Source organism: Streptomyces sp. NPDC056987 (assembly GCF_042673865.1).
GTDB lineage: Bacteria > Actinomycetota > Actinomycetes > Streptomycetales > Streptomycetaceae > Streptomyces.
In genome coordinates this window covers 1-20,418 of sequence record NZ_JBHURV010000032.1, presented here as the reverse complement: position 1 = coordinate 20,418, position 20,418 = coordinate 1, and the positions used below count along the sequence as shown (strand labels likewise).

Here is a 20,418-nt window from a genome sequence, read left to right as displayed (position 1 = left end):
TCCATGGGGACTGAGGGGACCGAACGGGACCAAACCCATAATCCGAGTGAACATCCGCAGCACGATGGCACCTCAGCGGTGAGGCCGTCCGGCGTCGGGGATGAAGCGTCAGTCGGTGACCTGGTCTCGATGAAGCTGGGCGGGTAGGGCCGCGACGACCCAATGCAGGATTCCATCTCCGCGTTCACGGAGGTCCTTGACCGTCTTCTTGGCCTCGGCCTTGGTGATGGTGAGAAGTAGCTCCGGCCTACGCCTCTTGCTGACCAAAGCCATGGTCTCGATCACGGGTTCAGGGGCCGTCTCGGCAGTACGGGTGTCGCTATCGCTGGCAATTGCGATGAGGCCGTGCACGAGGTTGTTCCGCGTATTAAGCAGGTCTTTCAGTCCCGACAGCAGCGCCAATCCTTCGGTTCGCTGGTCGCTGTTGATCTCCTTGTTCACCTTGAGCAGGACTGTGCAGGTGTCGATGAGATCGCCTGCGCTCAGGCCAGCTGCGACCAACTTCGCGTATCTGGAGTCCAGTAGCGCGACCATGAGTTGGCGGAGGTGAAGTTCCACGAGGGCGCCGCCTGCCCGACAAGTGTGATCATGTCATCGTAAGCAGCAGCGCGGATCTTCTGCTGCCGTTCGAACTCGTCGTGTCTCGCCTGTTCTTCTGCATTCATTACGGGAGCGTAGCCAGAGTTCAAGGCACCGTGGGTGTCGGTCTTATCCCTCGCTCGGTCCTCACCAGTCGCGGCCGTCCGGAGGGAGTTCATCTGTCACGTCCTGTATACGGTCCAGGGCAGAGGCCGCGAGGTCGCGGTAGAACTGTTCCTCGACGCTGCCCGTGGCGCATCCGTCGGCCAGCTCAGTGGCCTTCGCGTGTTCCTCGACATCCTCAGGGTAGGGCTGTCCGGGTGTCCCGGAGCGCATTCCGCTGTTGCTGGCGTTGTACAGAGCGCCCCTCATTCTCCTCAGGCTGGCGTCTCCATGGCGGTCCGCGGCACGCAGGCAGCGGCGTACGAACCCGACGTCCCAGACGAGCGTCCGAGGGGCCTTGGACAGCATCGCCGCGGCGACTTTGATCTTCACTGGGTCGCTGCCATCGAGATACTCGTCGATCACGTCAGTGACTCGACTGTCGTAGGACCCAGCTACAAGCTCGAAGATATGGACTCCCAGGTAGCGCCTGCGGGTGGACTCCGGGTCGGCGGCGATCCAGTCGCGAATCTGTCGCAGCAGGTGTGGGAAGTCGTCGTGATCGCGGAACGGCGGGGTCACGTGCCAGCGGAAGGGCAGGGGGGAGTGCATGCCTGTCACTTGGTGTAGTGGGCTTTCCACCCTGGCTTCGAGTAGTTCGATGACGGCGAGGGGCTCGGTGCGGGCGAGTTTTGCGAGGAACTGGCCGATCTCGTAGCCGTCGATGGACGGTGCCGCGGCCAGGGCGGCGAGGAATGCGCTCTGCTGGTCCTTGGAGAGATCCGACCAGGACAACTGACTGTATGGAGGACCTGCTACAGCCAGGGCGAACGCGTCGAAGTCCCCTCTCTCCACGGGGAGCGATGCGGTGAGCAGTTCGACGGCCAAGTCCTTGTGCTGCGCGGCGATGGCGTGCACGGCGCCGAGAGCGGCCCTTCGCACGACGTTGTCCCCGTGGGCAGCGAGTTTCCGGAGCAGGTCCCCCTCGCTATCCAGTAGATCGCCGCGACCGCGCTGGATGCCGAAGGCGTGCGCCACTTCTCGGGTGAGTTCGGTGTTCCCCGAGCCCATGAGCGTCCGGCCCCAGTGGACCGCGCGGTCGCCGGCGACATGTCCCATCGCAGCGAGAGCGACCGACGCCAACGAGGTCAGCGAACTCTCGGGCGCGGCCATGGCCTGTTCGCAGATGGCTTCGCCGATGGGCGGGCGGTGGGTGACCAGCGTCAAGATGAACGGCCGGGCCCGTCCGATGTCCGTGTCGAAGACTCTGTCGTTCTCGCTGAGCAAGGCATCGACACGCGCGGCGATCGTATGGTCTGCCCAGTCGGCGAGAGCGGCCATCACGTCTCCGAACAGAGAGTCTTGCGCGGCACGCCAATCCGGGATGTCGGCGTAGATCGCAGGGTCGGCCGGTCCGCCGTGCAGCGCACGTGCGAGCTCGTTGTCCGGTGAGGTGAGAATCGCGCTCAACAGGTCCTCAGCGGGGCGGCGAAGGCCGTCGGGTCCGTACTGTGCGAGCCAGCGCAACTCGGTGCGCACCGCGACCAGGATCGCCGGTGGCAGGGTGTGCTGGACGATGTATTGGTGCAGCCGATCGACGGTGCTTGCCAGGTGCGGGATCCACGGCTGCTGCATGGCGTCTGTCACCGTCAAGCCGAAACCGCCAAGTGGCAGGCTGAGGGCCTTGCCGATCAGCGAGCAGGCCTCCGAGGCTCGTTCGAGTTGCGGGTGTCCCAGCTCCTCGAACGCCAGGTCGAGCACCGCGCCTCGCATGTCCAGGACTTCCCTGGTGGGGGGTAGCACGTAGGGGCGGAAGGTCAGGGTCCAGGTGGAGGGTGTCCACACCTCATCGTGGCCATCTATGGACAGCAATGGGGCGAGCACGCTCAGCGGCTGGTGGACGGATGGAGCGGCGGGTGTACGGGTCAGCCAGCGCTCGACCTGGCTGATGAGTATCTCCTGATACTTGGTGGGGCCCCAGCGGGTGTAATCGGCCCGTTCCGCGAGAATCCGCAGGGGGTGCGAGGGGTGTTGAGGCAGGCCGCGTTGGTCGTCGCGCCCTAGATTCCAAAGAAGGGTGGCCGCCTGCGGCAGGAACTCCAGATGATGGACGATGGCTTGGAGGACAGGGGCCAGGGCATAGCGCACTTCTGTGTCAGTCCACGTGTGGGTGAATCCAAGTCCGACCTCTGCCGTGACGGGGTCGCAGGGGTTGTCCACGGCCCACGTGGCTAGGTCGAGGGCGCGTCGTGGTTGGAAGAAGGCGAGCTTCGCCACGACCTCCAGTAGGCTCACCCGCCCCCGCGCATCCGCGGCGCGGAACGCTCCCGTGATCTGCTCCCACAGGGGCTCGATTAGTCCGGTGCCGGGGCCGTGTTGCTGCTGTTGCCAGTCCACACGGCCGGTGTTCACCACCAGGTTGGCCAGCGCGCTGCCCTGGCCGGCTTCCATGGCTCTGGCGAGGTAGCCCGTGGGGAGGCCCGTGCCTGAGTGCCGCGCCGCTTTGATGAGCAGGGCATCGCCCAACAGGTCCGGCACCAAGCGCACTGCGGTGCCATGGCTCAGCGCTACCCCGGCATCCTCAAGGGTCGCCAGGTGCTGCGCGCAGAGATCGAACGGCAACCTGGTCAGGGCTTCCAGCGATGTACGGACCTCCGGTTCCGCGAGGCGCACAGGCTGGAACGCGGCGAGGGCGCAAAGCAGTTCCTGGGGTACCTGGCCGGAAGCCGGGTCGGCGGTCAGAGCCTCAGCAAGCCGGTCCGTAAGTTCCAAGTGGAGTTGCTCGTCGCCTTCGAACCTCTGCGGATCCACAGCGCCGCTGTTGATCAGCGCCGCGCCGGTGACGATCAGCAGCGGACAATCCCGTGCCGCTGCGGCGAGCCTCGGTGCATGGAGCCGTACCGCTTCGTCCAGAATCTCGCTGGCCAAGGAGAGTGCGTCGTCGAACTCCAGGTCCCCGATCTCGACCACAGTGGCCTCGCTCACGTGCAGGCCAGCCCGGGCAAGCGCGCGGCGGGCATGGACCATGCCGTAGGGCCGTAGGGAGAGCAGCACGTTGGCGGACGTGTTGACGCTGCGGACCCCGGAGACGATCTTTTCCAGAGGGAGGGTGTCGTCGTGTGCATCGTCGACGATCACCAGCAGTTCGCCGGTGCTCGGCAGTTCCCTGAACGCGCCCGGGCCGATGGAGGAACCAGGGCCGAGCACCCGTACTTCGACGGTGGGCTCTGCGTCGCGCATTGCTTCACACAGGGCCGTCACGATCTTCGTCTTCCCGGCTCCGCCCCGGCCGACGAGGAGCGCGACGCGTCCTTGCTCGTTTCTGGCGAACGGTACGAGGCTGGCCATTGTCTGCGTGCGTCCGACGAGTCGCCAACGGTGCGTGTAGACCGAGCCCTTGTTCACCTGGTGGAGGTAGTCGTCGGGTTTCATCCAGGGATCCGGCTCCACGGCCCCCTGTACCAGCGTGTCAATGTGCATGTAGCCGGTGTTGGCGATTCCGCCCCCGCTGGCAGTTGCTTGCCCGGTGTAGGACAGGCGTACTGGGGGGTGAGGAGTGTCGCCGGTTACCGGGGCCGGACCGCGGTAACCAGTCACGGCCATGCCTCCGCTCGTGGCCTGGGCGTTGCCGGTGTCCGCCACGGTTACCGATGGCTCGGGCGCCTCGTCCCGCGCTTTGCCTGATGATGCTTTCGCCATGGGTGCGCGGGTCCTAGTTCGAGTAGTCGATGCCAGAGACGGAGTCCGTGCCGCTGGCTTCTCCCGTACGCTCGGCTGTGGCCGCGCCGCGCCCCCGGCCACCCGGTCGTCTGATACCGGTGACGCCGCCGCCAGTCGCCTTTCCGGTTCGGCTGGCCTTGTCTGTGGGGCCAGCCGGGGACGGGTGCTGCAACAGGGCCCAAACCAGGGCCACGATGCCGACGGCGGCTTGGATGGAGGCGCCGGCCAGCGCTCCCGCTTCGGGGTTGTTTAGCAGCCAGATCAGCGGCGTGGAGACAATCCCTACCACCGCCAGCACGATGACCGTGATCTTCCGCCCCTGCGTCATGCCGGTCCTCCCACTGGGCCGTCAGAACGGCGACCCGCCCATCCGTACAGTCTCGCCACATCTTCGTCTATGAGGAACGCGCTCTGCGTCCCTCATGGTTCCGGGCTCCTCACACGGCATGCGCGGCATCGCTGGCGGTGCACAGTGATGGGTGGCCTTCCTTGGGCATGCCAAGCCGTACTTGCCCAGCTTGGCTGCACTCGCAATAGGCGGGCTGAGCTGGGCAAAGTGATCCGCCCCTAGATAGCCAGCGCTGCAGTTTCGGTGGGACTTGATCACACTGCTGATCGGATCCAGAGGGACTGCTCATCTTTGCTGGGAACGGACAGCAACCGCAAGGGACCGCACTCGTCCGCTCGGTGGCGCCGCACACTTTTGCAAGCACCTGCTTGCAAAAGTTAGCAAGGCGACGCACCATGGGGTCATGGCATCACTCAACGTCGGCAATCTCGGTGAGTACCTGCGCGAGCAGCGCCGCAACGCGCAGCTCTCGTTGCGGCAGCTCGCCGATGCCGCCGGGGTGTCGAATCCGTATCTGAGCCAGATCGAGCGCGGGCTGCGCAAGCCGAGCGCGGACATCCTGCAGCAGCTCGCCAAGGCGCTGCGGATCTCCGCGGAGACGCTGTACGTACAGGCCGGGATGCTGGACGAGCGGGAGCGCGAGGAGCTGGAGACGCGTGCCGTCATCCTCGCCGATCCCTCGATCAACGAGCGGCAGAAGCAGGTGCTGCTCCAGATCTACGACTCGTTCCGCAAGGAGAACGCCCTCGACACGGAGGCGCCGGGGACGGATCCGGCGTCGGATTCGGGACCGGCCTCGGAGCCGGGTTCGGAACGGGCCTCGGAGCGGGCCGCCCGTGCGGACGGCGGCAGTGGTGTCACCCACCCTCACACTGATTGATCCGGGAGGACCCAAGTCATGGCCATCACTGATGACCTGCGTAAGACCTTCAGCGACCCGAAGCCCCTCTACTTCGCGGCCGGCACCGCCGATCTCGCCGTGGAGCAGGCCAAGAAGGTGCCCGGTCTGATCGAGCAGATCAGGTCCGAGGCGCCGGGGCGGATCGAGGCCGTGCGGAACTCGGACCCCAAGGCCGTCCAGGAGAAGGTCGCCGGTCAGGCCAAGGAGGCCCAGGCGACCGTGCAGGCCAAGGTCACCGAGGTGATCGGTTCGCTCGACACCGATCTGCGGAAGCTGGGCGAGACGGCTCAGGACCTGGCGCTGCGGGGCGTGGGCGTGGCCGCGGAGTACGCGGTCAAGGCGCGTGAGACGTACGAGAAGGTCGCCGAGCGCGGCGAGCAGAGCGTACGGGCGTGGCGCGGCGACGCGGCGGACGAGATCACCGAGATCGCCGTCGTCGTCGAGCCGGAGCCCGTGGTCAAGGCCGTGCCCACGGCCGAGGCCACGACGGAGGCCAAGGCCGACGCCAAGGCCAAGCCCGCCGCCAAGAAGTCCGCGCCGCGCAAGCCCGCGGCGAAGAAGGCCACGCCCCCCTCCGCCGAGTAGGGCAGGCGGGACTTCTCCGACACGGCCAGGGGTACGGACCGGCCGGGCCGGGCCGGGCACCTCAAGGGTGTCCGGCTCGTTGTCCGGGTACCTTCGACGTTACGGATCGGCGCACGGACCGCAAGGCGTCCCACCCACTGTTAGGCGGTGCTCAGCATGTTGCTCTCGGCATTCGGTTCTGTTCTGTGGCTGCTCAATATGGCCATGCTCGTCCTCGCCGTCGTCGCGCTGTTCTTCTCCGCGACGACCCGCGAGGACGCCTACCGGGCGGCGGACAAGCAGACCAAGAAGTTCTGGCTGATCATTCTCGGTGTCACGGTCGCCGTGAACCTCTTCGTGCCGATGCTGTTCCTGCAGATCGCCGGGCTCGTCGCCACGATCGTCTTCATGGTCGACGTACGCCCCGCCACCCAGCAGATCTCCGGCGGTGGCGGCGGACGGCGCGGCGGTTCCAGCAGCGACGGCCCTTACGGCCCGTACAACGGCGGGCGCTGATCCGCGGCGGCCGACGGTGGCGGCCGAGCGCCGCGGGCCGGGCGCGGCGGCCGGGAAGGAAGCGCGCGGTACGGCGCGGGGCTCAGGCGCCGCGGCCCAGCAGCAGTACCGCCACGTCGTCGGTCAGCTCGCCGCCGTTCAGCTCGCGCACCCGCGCGACGGCCGCGGCCAGCAGGTCGTCGCCGCGCAGCCCCGCGTCGAGCTGGGCGTTGATCATCTCGACCATGCCCTCCTCGCCCAGCCGCTGCTTGAGCCCAGGGCCCGCCCGGCCCTCTATCAGCCCGTCCGTGTACATCATCAGGTTCCAGGTCCCGCCCAGCTCCACCTGCCGCCGGGGCCAGCGGGCGCGGGGCAGCAGGCCCAGCGCCGGGCCGCCTTCCTCGTACGGGAGGAGCCGCGCCGCCCGGCCCTTGCGGGTGACCAGCGGCGACGGGTGGCCGGCCAGGCACATCCCGGCGCGCCGCCCGTCCGGCGAGATGTCGACGGTGCAGAGCGTCGCGAAGATCTCCTCGCTCTCCCGCTCGTGCTCCAGTACCTGCTGGAGCGTCGAGAGCAGCCGGTCGCCGCAGAGCCCCGCCAGCGTCAGCGCCCGCCACGCGATGCGCAGCTCCACGCCGAGCGCCGCCTCGTCGGGGCCGTGTCCGCAGACGTCGCCGATCATCGCGTGGACCGTGCCGTCCGGCGTACGGACGGTGTCGTAGAAGTCTCCGCCCAGCAGCGCGCGGGAGCGGCCGGGGCGGTAGCGGGCCGAGAAGCGCAGCTCCGACCCCTGGAGCAGGGGAGTGGGCAGCAGACCGCGCTCCAGCCGGGCGTTCTCCTGGGCGCGCAGCCGGGATTCGGTGAGCTGGCGCTGGGCGATGTCCGCGCGTTTGCGCTCGACGGCGTACCGGATGGCGCGGCTCAGCAGCCGCCCGTCCAGCTCGTCGCGGAAGAGGTAGTCCTGCGCGCCGACCCGTACGGCGGCCGCGGCCCGCTCCCCGTCGCCCTCCGCCGCCAGCGCGAGGACCGCGTGGCGCGGGGCGAGCCGCAGGACGTGCTTCAGGGGGCCCAGTCCGTCGCCGTCGGCCGCGCCGGGGAGCGCGAGATCCACCAGGATGCAGTCGATGTCGTCCGTGAGTAGCCGCTCGGCCTCGGTGAGGTTGCGGGCGCTGCGGATCCGGACACGCGTACCCGCCCCCTCCGGCAGTTCCGGGGTGGCGAGGGTGCCCGCCGGGTCGTCCTCGATCACCAGCAGCGTGAGGGTGCCGCCGGCGACGGACTCGGTGGCGGGCACGGTGGCGGACGCCGCGGCGGCGTTCGCGCCGGCCGTGGCGGTGGCGGTGGTCGTGGTGCCCGTGCCGGCGGCTGAAGAACCTGTGCGCTGCCGCGGTACGGGTACAGGTGCGGGTACGGACATCGGTCTGGGTTTCCTTCCCTCCCCCTGAGGGCGCGGTGGAGCGACGATCGACGCTTCACCAGACGGGGACCATAGCGTTAGCCGCCGCCCCAGCGGAATGCCGTACGGACCGGGTCACACCGCCATATGCCGCTTCCCGTAACGCATCCGGCGCTATTCGGCGCCAGGGGCCCATGACAAACATCACGTGCGTATGCGCGTGTCATTCCGGATAAACATGGAACACGTCACACAAGCCACATACGCCTCATGGACGTCGGGTGTCGGCGTACCGATCGCGCGGCCGGGCCGCGGTGGTCCTATATGTCCGGGCGGACGACCCCGAGTATGCGCATCGACCCCGCGCCCGTGACCGTCACCTGCCGCCCTGGCCGGGGCGAGTGCACGATCTTGCCGTTGCCTATGTACATCCCCACGTGGCTCGCGTCCTGGAAGTAGATGATCAGGTCGCCGGGCCGCATGTCCTTGACGTCGACGCGCGGCAGCAGCCGCCACTGCTCCTGCGAGGTGCGCGGGATGGGCCGTCCGCCCGCCGCCCAGGCCTTCATGGTCAGCCCCGAGCAGTCGTACGAGCCCGGGCCCTCCGCGCCCCAGACGTACGGCTTGCCGATCTGCGCGGTCGCGAACTCGATCGCCTTCCTGCCCTGAGCGCTCGCGGTCCGGTTGATCTCCTGGAGCGCGCCGGAGCCGAGCCATGCCGACTGGGCCGTGGCCGCGGCGTCCTTCTCCAGCTGTGCCAGCCGGGCGCGGTCCTTCTCCGCCAGGCTCGACTCCAGCTTCTCGGCGGCGGCGATCTGCTTCGTGATCTCCTTCTTCGCCTTCTCCTTCTTGGCCCGGTTGGCCTCCAGCTCCTGCCACCGTGTCCCCGCGTCCGCGGTGTAGGTCTTCAAGTCCTCCTGCGTCCTGGAGAGTTCGGCGATGAGGTCCCGCGTGGCCTTCTGGCCCTGCCGGGCCCGCCCCACGCCGTCCAGGAAGAGCTGCGGGTCGCCGGTGAGCATCAGCTCCGCCTCCGGCGGCAGCCCACCGCCCCGGTACTGCGCCCGCGCGGCGGCGCCGGCCTGCTTCTTGAGGGCGTCGAGCCGCACCTGCCCCTTGACGATGTCCTCCGTCAGCCCGACCACTTCCGCCGACTGCTTCTTCGCGCGTTCGTCGGCGAGGTTGTACGCGTCGGTGGCGGAGGCGGCCTTCCGGTACAGCGCCTCGATCTCCTTGCGTACGTCGTCCAGGGAGGGCGCGGCACTGCCCGACGGGGTGATGTCCGACTGCGAGACGCCCGGCGGCAGTTCGACCGGCGGCGGCGCGACGGCGGGCGGCGAAGCGGTCGGCCCGGGACCCGGGGCGCCGGGAGCGGTCGGGGCGGCGGGCGACGCGGGGGCCGCGTACGCCTGGCTCAGCAGGCCGGCTCCCGGCGCGGACAGCACGGCGAACGCGCAGACCAGGGTGATCGCGGCAGAGACGCGGGCACGTCGCCGTCGGTTCACAAGCTCCCCCTCCAGACCAACCGCACAGCACACATATCTGATTTACCGTCAGTAACGTCTCGTCACAGCGAGATCGTGCCATGTCCGCCGTCAAAACGACAGAGGTCCCACTCCCCGCAGGTGAGACGAACGGACGCGCACAGACGTTCCCTCAGCCCCTGCCGTGTTCCGGACTCCCTCGCGGCTCACCGGCCGCGGACACGGGGCGGGCCGGCGCCGGAGCCCGGGGCGAGCGCCGCCCACTCCACCGTCAGCTCGCCCTGCCGCCAGCGGCGCGCGTCGTCCGTCAGCGGCCAGTCGGCCGACAGCTCCCGTACGGCCCTGATCCAGCGCTGCCGGGCACCGAGCGAGGCGTACGGGGCCGCCGCGGCCCACGCCCGGTCGAAATCGCGCAGGAAGGCGTGGACCGGCTCGCCCGGCACATTGCGGTGGATCAGCGCCTTCGGCAGCCGCTCCGCGAGATCGGAGGGGCGGCCGAGCGAACCGAGCCGCGTCGCGAACGTGACGGTCCGCGGCCCCTCAGGACCCAGCGCCACCCATACATGGCGCCGCCCGATCTCGTCGCACGTCCCCTCCACCAGCAGCCCGCCCGGCGCCAGGCGCGCGCACAGCCGGTCCCACACCGCGGCGACCTCGGTCTCGTCGTACTGGCGCAGGACGTTCGCCGCCCGGATCAGCACCGGCTGCCGGCCGCCGGGGAGCGGTACCTCGAAGCCGCCGTGCCGGAAGCGGAGCCCGTCCCTCTCGTACGGGAGCGCCGCGGCGACCCGCGCCGGCTCGATCTCGATGCCGACGACCTCGGCGCGCGGATCCGCCGTACGCAGCCGCCGCAGCAGCTCGACGGCGGTCCAGGGGGCGGCGCCGTACCCCAGGTCCACCACCACCGGATCGGCGGAACGGCGCAGCGCCGGGCCGTGGACGGCGGTGATCCAGCGGTCCATGCGGCGCAGCCGGTTCTGGTGGGTGGTGCCACGGGTCACGGCCCCCACCGGCCGCGCCGAGCCCGTCGGCCGCGCCGAGCCCGTCCGCCGTGGCGAGCCCGGTTGGCTGCCCACTGAGGGGGACGAAGGGGACAGGTGCTGCGCCATACGGGTGAGCGTATCCAGATCGGGCACCGGCGCGCGGGTTGATCCGTTGTCGGTAATGATTTGGCAAAACGGAAATGAAGGGGGTGCGTTCCACTGTTGACGGCCTTCGGAGGGTTCCCCACGCCCTCTCTTCGTCATGTTCCACCGCATGTCTTCCGGCATGTTTGCCTGCGAGAGGACCCTGGACGTGAGCCAGTACGTGTCCCGAATCGCCAACACCTTCGCAGGTCAGGCCAGGCCGCCCCGGCTGCGGCGCCTCCAGGGACCACACCGCGGGCCGCGCCGGATAGCCATGCTCAGCGTCCACACCTCGCCGCTGCACCAGCCCGGGACGGGCGACGCGGGCGGGATGAACGTCTACATCGTCGAGCTGGCGAAGCGCCTCGCCGCGATCGACATCGAGGTGGAGATCTTCACCCGGGCCACGACCGGCGGCCTGGAGCCGTCGGTGGAGCTCGCGCCCGGGGTGCTCGTCCGCCACGTGGACGCCGGCCCGTACGAGGGGCTGGCCAAGGAGGAGCTGCCCGCGCAGCTCTGTGCCTTCACGCACGGCGTGATGCAGGCCTGGGCGGGGCAGCGCCCCGGTTATTACGACCTGGTCCACTCGCACTACTGGCTCTCCGGACACGTCGGCTGGCTGGCCTCCGAGCGGTGGGGCGTCCCGCTGGTCCACGCCATGCACACGATGGCGAAGGTGAAGAACGCCGCCCTGGCGGAGGGCGACCGCCCCGAGCCCGCCGCCCGGGTCATCGGCGAGACCCAGATCGTGCGCGCCGCCGACCGGCTGATCGCCAACACGGCGGAGGAGGCCGACGACCTGGTCCGCTTCTACGAGGCGGAGCCGGACAAGGCCGCGATCGTCCACCCCGGGGTGAATCTGGAGTGTTTCTGTCCCGCGGACGGACGCGCCGCCGCCCGCCACCGGCTGGGGCTGCCCCCGGACGCGTTCGTCCCCCTCTTCGCCGGCCGTATCCAGCCGCTGAAAGCCCCCGACGTGCTGCTGCGCGCCGTGGCCGTTCTCCTGGAGCGGGATCCCTCGCTCCGCCGCAAGCTGGTCGTGCCGATCGTCGGCGGCCCGAGCGGCAGCGGCCTGGCCAAGCCGGAAGGACTCCAGAAACTCGCGGCGCGGCTGGGCATCGCCGATGTCGTACGGTTCCGGCCGCCGGTCGGCCAGACGCTGCTGGCGGACTGGTTCCGGGCGGCCTCGGTGCTGGTCATGCCCTCGCACAGCGAATCCTTCGGCCTGGTCGCCATAGAGGCCCAGGCGGCGGGCACCCCCGTGGTGGCCGCGGCGGTGGGCGGCCTCCCGGTGGCGGTGCGGGACGGGGAGACCGGCTTTCTGGTCCCGGGCCACGAACCGGCGGCGTACGCGACGGCCCTGCGGCGTTTCCTCGACGCCCCGGAGCTGGTCGACCGGATGGGCGCGGCGGCCGCGCGCCACGCCCAGTCCTTCGGCTGGGACACCGCGGCGGCGGCGACGGCGGAGGTGTACACGGCGGCGGTCCAGGACCACCGGCGCCACGGCCACCCCCAGCAGCACGGCTGACCTGTCGTAGGCTCGGCCCATGGCTGAGGTCGATGTCGTACAGCGGGCCGGGCGCACCGTCGAACAGGCGCTGAGCGGCGCCGAGCTGGAGTGGGAGAGCCCCGAGCCCGGCTCGTACGTCGTCTCCCTCCCCGGCACCCGCAAGCTCTCCACGACCTGCGCGCTCCGCGTCGGCCGGCACGCGCTCTCCGTCACCGCGTTCGTGATCCGCCACCCGGACGAGAACGAGGAGGGCGTCCTGCGCTGGCTGCTGGAGCGCAACCTCAAGCTGTACGGGGTGAGTTACGCGGTCGACCACCTCGGCGACATCTATCTCACGGGCAAGTTCCCGCTGGCGGCGGTCACCGAGGACGAGATCGACCGGCTGCTCGGCTCGGTGCTGGAGGCGGCGGACGGCTCCTTCAACACCCTGCTGGAGCTGGGGTTCGCGAGCGCGATCCGCAAGGAGTACGCGTGGCGGACCTCGCGCGGCGAGTCCACGCGGAACCTGGACGCGTTCGCGCACCTGACCCGGCCCGCACAGCCGTAAGCCCGCCGCGTACGGCCGTACCGGAGGTGCGGGGTGCCCGGCCCCGGGCGACGATGCGGCCATGGCAGACATATCGGAGCGGAGGGGCCGGCTCGACCGCCGGCGCTTCCTCGGGGTGGCCGCCGCCGGTGCCGCCGGTCTCGCGGCCGGCGTGGTGGCGGCCTGCGACACCGCCCCCACCGGTACGGGGACGGGCGCGGCCGAGGAGCCGGCGCGCACCGGCACCGGCACTCCCCACCCCGCCGATGCCGCCGAACGCTCCCGCCCCGGCAGCCCCGACTGGCGCATCCGCACCCAGGGCCCGCCCGACGCGGTCCTCGGCTACACCGACCGGGTGAGCGTCCTGCCGGGCGAGGAGTTCGGCCTGCACGTCTCGACGACCGCGCCCGGCTTCCGCGTCTCGGCGTACCGCGTCGGCTGGTACGGCGGCGCCCAGGCCCGGCTGGTCTGGCGCTCGGAGCGGATACCGGGCCGGGCCCAGCGCGGCCCGCGCGACGCGCGCCTGGTGCGCGCCACCCAGACGGTGCGCGCCGACTGGGACCGTACGCTCACCGTCCGCGCGGCCGGCTGGCCCGAAGGCGCGTACCTGCTCCGGCTGGACGCGGAGAACGGCCACCAGCGGTACGTCCCGCTGATCGTCCGCTCGTCGGCCGGCGCGGGCCGGACCGTACTGGCCCACGCCCCCGCGACCTGGCAGGCGTACAACCTGTGGGGCGGCCGGAGCCTCTACGAGGGCCCGAACGGCGGGTACGGGAGCCGCTCACTGGCCGTCAGTTTCGACCGGCCGTACGACAAGAACGGCGCCGAGAAGTTCCTCGTCTACGAGCGCGCGGCGGTCGTCCTCGCCGAACGCCTCGGCCTCCCGCTCGCGTACACGACGGGCCCGGACATCCACGCGGACCCGGCCGTCCTGCGGGGCGCGGCGGCGCTGGTCTCGCTCGGCCACGACGAGTACTGGACCCCGGAGCAGCGGCGGCACTTCACCGAGGCGCGTGACGCCGGAACCAATCTGGTCTTCCTCGGCGCGAACACCTGCTACCGCCGGATCCGGCTGGAGGGCCGGAAGGGCCTGGCGGGACCACAGGGACTGACGGAAGCGGACGACGCGACGGGGGCGGACGGAAAGAACCCCGGGAACGCCCGCACGGTCGTCTGCTACAAGACCGACTACGCCAACGACCCGTACCTGGTCCAGCACCGCACCATGGTCACCACCGACTTCCGCCAACCCCCGGCCGCCGACCCCGAGTCCACCCTGACCGGCGTCCTCTACGAGGGCTTCCCCGTGGACGCCCCGTACGTCGTGCACAGCGCGGACCACTGGGTCTTCGAGGGGACGGGGGTACGGCCCGGGGACTCCTTCGCCCATCTGGTCGGGGTGGAGTACGACCGGGTCACCCCGGAGGCGCCCACCCCCTCGCCGCTGGAGATCGTCGCCCACTCCCCGCTGACCTGCAAGGGCCGCAGGAGCCACGCCGACTCCGCGTACTACACGGCGCCGAGCGGCGCGGGGGTCTTCGCGTCGGGAACGATGCGCTGGGTCGAGGCACTGATGGCGGGCACCCGCGACAACGGCCGCAACCACGGCCTGGACCGGCGCACCGGGGCCTTCGTCACCCGCACGACCGAGAACGTGCTCCGCGCCTTCGCCCAGGGCCCGGCGGCCCACCACAGACCGGCGCCGAGGGACAACGTACGGACGGTGTACGGGCGAGCCGCGGGCGCGCCGGGTGACCGGGCCTGACGGGGCCACGGGTTACACGGGTTACGGAGCCACAGGAGCCACAGGAGCCGCAGTGCTACGCGGTCTGCCGTACCGGCGCCCCGGACCCCGGACCCGCCTTCTCCGCCTGCCCGTCCACCGCTGTCTCCAGCTCCGGCGACGGCTCCTGCGAGGGCTCCGGCGAGGGCTCCGCCGAGGGCACCGGTGATGGCTTCGGTGACGGCTCCTCCTCCGACAGCCCCCGTACCAGCAGCCAGTACCCCAGCCCCGCCGCCGTTCCCAGCACCGCGCACGCGCCCCACAGCCAGTCCGCGCCGAACCGGTCGATCACGAAGCCCGACACGAGCGGGGCGATCAGGGCCGCCGCCGACCAGGACATCGTGTACATCCCCTGGTAACGGCCCCGCCCGTGGAGCGGGGAGAGCCGGGCGACCAGGCCGGTCTGCGTCGGCGCGTTGACGATCTCGGCCAGTGTCCAGACGCAGACCGTCACCGCGTACACCGCGATCGACCCGGCGAACGCCGTCAGGCCGAAGCCGTATCCCGCCACGACCGACGAGACGATCAGGAGGTGGCGCGGGTCGCGGTGCTGGATGAAGCGGGTGACCGGGATCTGCAGGACCACGATCAGCGCCCCGTTCACCGCGATGGCCATGCCGTAGTCGGCGCTGTCGAACCCGTCCGCGCCCATCGCCACCGGCAGCCCCACGTACCCCTGCTGGAAGATCAGCGCCACCAGGAACGACAGCCCGACGACGCTCATGAAACGGCCGTCCCGCAGGACCGTCCCCATCCCCACCTCCGACCGGACGGACGCCGTGGCCGCCCGCTCCGTACGCCCGGAGCCGGACTCCGGCCGGGACTCCGGCAGCTTCAGGAAGACCACGACCGCGCAGGCCAGCGTCAGCGCGGCCTCACCCAGGAAGCCGGCGAGATAGCTGTACTGCGCGACGAACCCGGCGCCCGCCGCCGAGACCGCGAAGCCCAGGTTGATCGCCCAGTAGTTCAGGGAGAACGCCCTCAGCCGGTCCTCGGGCCGGATGATGTCCGCGATCATCGCCTGTACGGCGGGCCGGGACGCGCTCGACGCCATCCCGACCAGGAAGGCCACCCCGGCGATCGCCACCGGGTCCCGCATGAAGCCGAGCAGCGCGACCGACACCGCCGTCGACACCTGCGCGACCAGCATGGTGGGGCGCCGCCCGAGCCGGTCGGTCAGCACCCCGGCGCCGAGCGAGGCGACCACCCCGCCGAGCCCGTGGAGCGAGGCCACCAGGCCCGCGTACGAGGCGGAGTAGCCCCGGTCCAGCGTCAGATAGAGCGCCATGAAGGTGGCGACGAACGCCCCGAGCCGGTTGACCAGGGTGCTCGTCCACAGCCACCAGAACTCCCGGGGCAGCCCCGAGACGCTCTCCCGCACCGCGCGCCGCAGCCCGGCGACGCGGGCGGCGAACGATGCGGTGACCGACGTGGAGACGGACATACGGATTCCCCCCGGGACAAGCGATACGAAGCGATACGAAGATGTGTCGTGAGGTGCCGGTGTCGTGCGCCCCGGCACCGTGCACCCGGCACCGTGACGACCAGGGGAAACGTACGTAAGCGGCCCGCTGCCGCGCCACTCGATTGACGCCCTCCGTCAATCGTCGGCGGGCGCCGGTTCCGCGGTACGAGGCGTGCCCCGAAGCGTGCGGAACGGGTCCATTAGGCTTTGGCCCATGGCCGACGCACCGTACAAGCTGATCCTCCTCCGCCACGGCGAGAGCGAATGGAACGCGAAGAACCTGTTCACCGGCTGGGTGGACGTCAACCTCACCGACAAGGGCGAGAAGGAAGCCGTCCGCGGCGGCGAGCTGCTCAAGGACGCCGGCCTGCTGCCCGACGTGCTGCACACCTCCCTCCAGAAGCGCGCCATCCGCACCGCGCAGCTCGCGCTGGAGTCCGCGGACCGCCACTGGATCCCCGTCCAGCGCTCCTGGCGCCTGAACGAGCGCCACTACGGCGCGCTCCAGGGCAAGGACAAGGCGCAGACGCTCGCCGAGTTCGGCGAGGAGCAGTTCATGCTCTGGCGCCGTTCGTACGACACCCCGCCGCCCGCGCTGGAGGACGGCACGGAGTTCTCGCAGAGCGACGACCCCCGCTACGCGACGATCCCCGGCGAGCTGCGCCCGCGCACGGAGTGCCTCAAGGACGTCGTGGAGCGGATGCTCCCGTACTGGTACGACGCGATCGTCCCGGACCTGCTCACCGGCCGTACGGTCCTGATCGCCGCCCACGGCAACAGCCTGCGCGCGCTCGTCAAGCACCTCGACGGGATCTCGGACGCCGACATCGCGGGCCTGAACATCCCGACCGGCATCCCGCTCGTCTACGAGCTGGACGCCGACTTCCACCCGGTCACCCCGGGCGGCACCTACCTGGACGCGGACGCGGCGGCCGCCGCCATCGAGGCCGTCAAGAACCAGGGCAAGAAGAAGTAGCAGCGGCGGCGGAGGCAGCCGCGGCGAAACCGGAGGGCCCCGCCCGGGGGAACGTACTCGCACGTTCGACCGGACGGGGCCCTTCGCATACGTAACGGTGTGCGTCGGTACGGCGCGCGCCGGCCGTCGGCGGCCGGCCGTCGTCAGCCGCAGTTTCCGCCGCACTGGCACGAGCCGCCCGACTGGCAGCCGCAGCCGCAGCCGGAGCCGCAGCCGCACGCGCCGAGAACGGGCAGACGTACGACGGGGACAGGAGCCGCCGGGGCCTCCTGCCGGGGTGCGGTCGTAGGGGAATCGGCCATGGGATCCTCCTCAAGCCGTGCAGGGATGTCGCCTGCGCCCATTGCATGCCTGCCGGAGCGGGGACAACAACGGCGCATGCGCGGCGCACCCGCGCAAGCGCGGCGGTACGCGCCCCTTCCGCGCTCCCCCGCGTCACCTCTGCACGACTACGCGCCCTATGCCCTCTACGCGCCCTCGACCGGGGTGTCCACCGGCTGGATCTCGTCCGCGTGCTCGCCCGTCACCAGGTAGACGACCCGCTTGGCGACCGACACCGCGTGGTCCGCGAACCGCTCGTAGTAACGGCCCAGCAGCGTCACGTCCACGGCCGTCTCGATGCCGTGCTTCCAGCGGTCGTCCATCAGGTGCTGGAAGAGCGTGCGGTGCAGCAGGTCCATCTCGTCGTCGTCCTGTTCGAGCTGAAGCGCCAGGTCGACGTCCTTGGTGACTATCACCTCGGCGGCCTTCGCCATCAGGCGCTGCGCGAGCTGCCCCATCTCCAGCAGCGTCGCGTGCAGGTCGTGCGGCACGGGCGACTCCGGGAAACGGAGCCTGGCCTGCTTGGCCACGTGCTGGGCGAGGTCGCCGGCGCGCTCCAGGTCGGCGCTCATCCGCAGCGACGTGACCACGATCCGCAGGTCCGTCGCCACCGGCTGCTGGCGCGCCAGCAGCGCGATGGCGCGCGCCTCCAGGTCGTGGTGGAGCGTGTCGACCTTGTCGTCCGCCGCGATCACACTCTCGGCGAGCTTCAGATCGGCGTCGAGCATGGCGGTGGTGGCACGCCCGATGGCGGAACCGACCAGCCGGGCCATCTCGACCAGGTCTTCGCCGATCGAGTCCAGTTCCTCGTGGTACGCGTCCCGCATGGGGTTTGTCCCTCTCTTCACGTTCCTGTGACGTTCTTGCCAGGGCCCTACGCTCCCACGTTCTGTCCGCCACGCGTCCGGCGCCTCCCTCTCAAATGAACCAGCACTTTCCCCTCAGTGAACTCTGGGCGACGAGTGTTCGAGGAGACACCTCGATGGCTGGGAGCATGTCCGTGGCCGCGCATAACCTGGGACACATGGACGTGAACGCGGCAGTCGCCGCATTGGCAGCGATCGCCGGGGTGTGCACCGGCGTGATCGCCATGCTGGCGTTTCGCTGGAGCGAACGCGACCAGGCAAGACCCACCCGCAGCTCACTGCACACGGATGCCGTGCTGCCCCCGGGCGTCGACACCGTGCTCTCGGTGCTGCGCTCCTCGGCGGTTGTGCTCGACGAGAGCGACTCCGTCGTCAAGGCCAGCTCCGCGGCGTACGCGCTCGGCCTGGTCAGGGGTGGCAAGCTCGCCGTCGAGCCCATGCTGGTCATGGCCCGCGACACCCGCAGGGACGGCGAGATACGACAGGTGGAGCTGGACCTCCCCCGGAGGGGCACGGGCCGGGGCGAGGCCCTCGCCGTCTCCGCACGGGTGGCCCCGCTCGGCTCCCGTCTCGTCCTCCTGCTGGTCGAGGACCTGACGGAAGCCCGCCGTATCGAAGCGGTACGGCGCGACTTCGTGGCGAATGTCAGCCACGAACTGAAGACCCCCACGGGCGCGCTCTCCCTGCTCTCCGAGGCCGTCATGGACGCGTCGGACGACCCCGAGGCGGTCACCCGGTTCGCCGGCCGGATGCAGATAGAGGCGACGCGCCTCACCAATCTGGTCCAGGAGCTGATCGACCTCTCCCGGGTGCAGAACGACGACCCGCTGGAGGACTCGGAGTCGGTACGGGTGGACGAGCTGGTAGCCGAGGCCATCGACCGGTCCCGGCAGCCCGCGTCCACCAAACAGATCACCATGGCCTCGGGCGGCACGGCCGACCTGCGGGTCTGGGGAAACCGGGGCCAGCTGGCCGCCGCGCTCGGCAATCTCGTCGAGAACGCGGTCAACTACTCACCGGCCCGCACCCGCGTCGGCATCGCCGCGCACCGGGTCTCCGCCACCGGCGGGGACCTGATCGAGATAGCCGTGACCGATCAGGGGATCGGTATCTCCGAGAAGGACCGGGAGCGGATCTTCGAGCGCTTCTACCGCGTCGATCCGGCCCGCTCCCGGGCCACCGGTGGTACGGGCCTCGGTCTGGCCATCGTCAAGCATGTGGCCGCCTCGCACGGCGGGGAGGTCACTGTGTGGAGTTCGGAAGGTCAGGGCTCCACCTTCACCCTGAGGCTGCCCGAGGCGGGCGCCGGACGGGACCGCACACCCACCGGGCAGGACGAAGACGACCGCGCCCCCTACGACACCGTCGCCGGCACAGCCGCCGAGGCTGACCCCGACACCGGCATCGGCATACCCGCCGTCGCCGTCAGGGACACCGGCGACGACACCGACAGCGGTACGGACGACACCGCTTCAGACACCAGCCGCAGCCTTCGGCTGGATTCCCCGACCGTGATTCCTGCCCCGGAGGTCCTTCCGTGACCCGAGTGCTCGTCGTCGAGGATGAGGAATCCTTCAGCGACGCCCTGTCCTACATGCTCCGCAAGGAAGGCTTCGAGGTCGCCATCGCGACCACCGGGCCCGCGGGGCTCGACGAGTTCGAACGCAACGGCGCCGACCTCGTCCTCCTCGACCTGATGCTGCCCGGACTGCCGGGCACCGAGGTCTGCCGCCAGCTGCGCGGCAGGTCGAACGTCCCGGTGATCATGGTGACCGCCAAGGACAGCGAGATCGACAAGGTCGTCGGACTGGAAATAGGAGCCGACGACTATGTGACCAAGCCCTTCTCCTCGCGGGAGCTGGTGGCCCGCATCCGCGCGGTCCTGCGCCGCCGCGGCGAGCCGGAGGAGGTCACCCCGGCGGCCCTGGAGGCCGGCCCGGTCCGGATGGACGTGGACCGTCACGTCGTCACCGTCTCCGGCGGCAAGGTCGACCTCCCGCTCAAGGAGTTCGACCTGCTGGAGATGCTGCTGCGCAACGCGGGCCGGGTGCTGACCCGTATGCAGCTCATCGACCGGGTCTGGGGCGCGGACTACGTGGGGGACACCAAGACCCTCGACGTCCACGTCAAGCGCCTGCGCGCCAAGATCGAGCCGGACCCGGGCGCCCCCCGGTACCTGGTGACGGTGCGGGGACTGGGCTACAAGTTCGAGCCGTAGAAAGAGCGGGGCCCGCGCGTCCCGCGGGGCCGCTCGGCA

Annotated in this window: 19 protein-coding genes; 9 read left to right on the top strand and 10 right to left on the bottom strand. The window is 70.4% G+C overall.

Features of this window, described 5'->3' with window-relative positions; translation table 11 throughout:
• Nucleotides 1–108 precede the first annotated feature (108 nt).
• The 4 genes from ACFTZC_RS30270 to ACFTZC_RS30255 form a co-directional block, all read right to left on the bottom strand.
• Complete coding sequence (locus ACFTZC_RS30270; RefSeq protein ID WP_382895064.1) at nt 109–441, bottom strand: hypothetical protein; 333 nt, start codon at nt 439–441, stop codon at nt 109–111.
• A gap of 41 nt (nt 442–482) precedes the next feature.
• Nucleotides 483–665, bottom strand: coding sequence for a hypothetical protein (locus ACFTZC_RS30265; RefSeq protein ID WP_382895062.1), 183 nt, complete (start codon nt 663–665; stop codon nt 483–485).
• Nucleotides 666–726: 61 nt separating this feature from the next.
• Nucleotides 727–4,380, bottom strand: coding sequence for a hypothetical protein (locus ACFTZC_RS30260; protein ID WP_382895060.1), 3,654 nt, complete (start codon nt 4,378–4,380; stop codon nt 727–729).
• Nucleotides 4,381–4,393: 13 nt separating this feature from the next.
• A complete protein-coding gene (locus ACFTZC_RS30255) occupies nt 4,394–4,729 on the bottom strand; it encodes a hypothetical protein (RefSeq protein WP_381051352.1) in 336 nt (111 codons plus the stop codon).
• Nucleotides 4,730–5,153: 424 nt separating this feature from the next.
• Between ACFTZC_RS30255 and ACFTZC_RS30250 the strand changes: the two genes are divergently transcribed.
• The 3 genes from ACFTZC_RS30250 to ACFTZC_RS30240 all read left to right on the top strand — a co-directional run bounded on the left by ACFTZC_RS30250 (nt 5,154) and on the right by ACFTZC_RS30240 (nt 6,731).
• Nucleotides 5,154–5,630, top strand: a complete 477-nt coding sequence (locus ACFTZC_RS30250) for a helix-turn-helix domain-containing protein (protein ID WP_382895058.1) — start codon at nt 5,154–5,156, stop codon at nt 5,628–5,630.
• Nucleotides 5,631–5,648: 18 nt separating this feature from the next.
• Nucleotides 5,649–6,236, top strand: coding sequence for a hypothetical protein (locus ACFTZC_RS30245; RefSeq protein ID WP_382895056.1), 588 nt, complete (start codon nt 5,649–5,651; stop codon nt 6,234–6,236).
• Nucleotides 6,237–6,392: 156 nt separating this feature from the next.
• Entirely contained in the window at nt 6,393–6,731 is a 339-nt protein-coding gene (locus ACFTZC_RS30240; protein WP_365813787.1) for a DUF2516 family protein, read from the top strand.
• 82 nt (nt 6,732–6,813) lie between these two features.
• Here ACFTZC_RS30240 and ACFTZC_RS30235 read toward each other — a convergent pair whose 3' ends face one another.
• The 3 genes from ACFTZC_RS30235 to ACFTZC_RS30225 all read right to left on the bottom strand — a co-directional run bounded on the left by ACFTZC_RS30235 (nt 6,814) and on the right by ACFTZC_RS30225 (nt 10,549).
• Nucleotides 6,814–8,127, bottom strand: coding sequence for a PP2C family protein-serine/threonine phosphatase (locus ACFTZC_RS30235; protein ID WP_382895054.1), 1,314 nt, complete (start codon nt 8,125–8,127; stop codon nt 6,814–6,816).
• A 299-nt stretch (nt 8,128–8,426) separates the two neighbouring features.
• Nucleotides 8,427–9,608, bottom strand: coding sequence for a C40 family peptidase (locus ACFTZC_RS30230; RefSeq protein ID WP_382895052.1), 1,182 nt, complete (start codon nt 9,606–9,608; stop codon nt 8,427–8,429).
• Nucleotides 9,609–9,793: 185 nt separating this feature from the next.
• Complete coding sequence (locus ACFTZC_RS30225; protein ID WP_382895212.1) at nt 9,794–10,549, bottom strand: class I SAM-dependent methyltransferase; 756 nt, start codon at nt 10,547–10,549, stop codon at nt 9,794–9,796.
• A gap of 334 nt (nt 10,550–10,883) precedes the next feature.
• Between ACFTZC_RS30225 and mshA the strand changes: the two genes are divergently transcribed.
• The 3 genes from mshA to ACFTZC_RS30210 all read left to right on the top strand — a co-directional run bounded on the left by mshA (nt 10,884) and on the right by ACFTZC_RS30210 (nt 14,515).
• Nucleotides 10,884–12,242 carry a D-inositol-3-phosphate glycosyltransferase gene (mshA, locus tag ACFTZC_RS30220; protein WP_382895050.1) on the top strand — a complete coding sequence of 453 codons (1,359 nt, stop codon included), beginning with the start codon at nt 10,884–10,886 and terminating at the stop codon, nt 12,240–12,242.
• Between the two features lie 19 nt (nt 12,243–12,261).
• Nucleotides 12,262–12,771, top strand: a complete 510-nt coding sequence (locus ACFTZC_RS30215; RefSeq protein WP_382895048.1) for a YbjN domain-containing protein — start codon at nt 12,262–12,264, stop codon at nt 12,769–12,771.
• A gap of 61 nt (nt 12,772–12,832) precedes the next feature.
• Complete coding sequence (locus tag ACFTZC_RS30210; protein ID WP_382895046.1) at nt 12,833–14,515, top strand: N,N-dimethylformamidase beta subunit family domain-containing protein; 1,683 nt, start codon at nt 12,833–12,835, stop codon at nt 14,513–14,515.
• A 55-nt stretch (nt 14,516–14,570) separates the two neighbouring features.
• On the opposite strand, the gene ACFTZC_RS30205 is transcribed toward ACFTZC_RS30210, so the two are convergent.
• Nucleotides 14,571–15,977 carry an MDR family MFS transporter gene (locus tag ACFTZC_RS30205; protein WP_382895044.1) on the bottom strand — a complete coding sequence of 469 codons (1,407 nt, stop codon included), beginning with the start codon at nt 15,975–15,977 and terminating at the stop codon, nt 14,571–14,573.
• A 235-nt stretch (nt 15,978–16,212) separates the two neighbouring features.
• On the opposite strand from ACFTZC_RS30205, the gene ACFTZC_RS30200 reads away from it, so the two are divergent.
• Complete coding sequence (locus ACFTZC_RS30200; protein ID WP_382895042.1) at nt 16,213–16,974, top strand: phosphoglyceromutase; 762 nt, start codon at nt 16,213–16,215, stop codon at nt 16,972–16,974.
• Nucleotides 16,975–17,117: 143 nt separating this feature from the next.
• On the opposite strand, the gene ACFTZC_RS30195 is transcribed toward ACFTZC_RS30200, so the two are convergent.
• Together ACFTZC_RS30195 and phoU are read right to left on the bottom strand one after the other, a co-directional pair.
• Complete coding sequence (locus tag ACFTZC_RS30195) at nt 17,118–17,276, bottom strand: hypothetical protein (RefSeq protein WP_382895040.1); 159 nt, start codon at nt 17,274–17,276, stop codon at nt 17,118–17,120.
• A gap of 165 nt (nt 17,277–17,441) precedes the next feature.
• Nucleotides 17,442–18,122: a phosphate signaling complex protein PhoU gene (gene phoU / locus ACFTZC_RS30190; RefSeq protein WP_382895038.1), complete on the bottom strand. Its 681-nt coding sequence runs from the start codon at nt 18,120–18,122 to the stop codon at nt 17,442–17,444.
• Between the two features lie 197 nt (nt 18,123–18,319).
• On the opposite strand from phoU, the gene ACFTZC_RS30185 reads away from it, so the two are divergent.
• Both ACFTZC_RS30185 and ACFTZC_RS30180 read left to right on the top strand, forming a co-directional pair.
• Complete coding sequence (locus tag ACFTZC_RS30185; protein ID WP_382895037.1) at nt 18,320–19,702, top strand: sensor histidine kinase; 1,383 nt, start codon at nt 18,320–18,322, stop codon at nt 19,700–19,702.
• Nucleotides 19,699–20,379, top strand: a complete 681-nt coding sequence (locus ACFTZC_RS30180) for a response regulator transcription factor (protein ID WP_046498012.1) — start codon at nt 19,699–19,701, stop codon at nt 20,377–20,379. The genes ACFTZC_RS30185 and ACFTZC_RS30180 overlap by 4 nt, the downstream gene beginning before the upstream one ends.
• Nucleotides 20,380–20,418 lie beyond the last annotated feature (39 nt).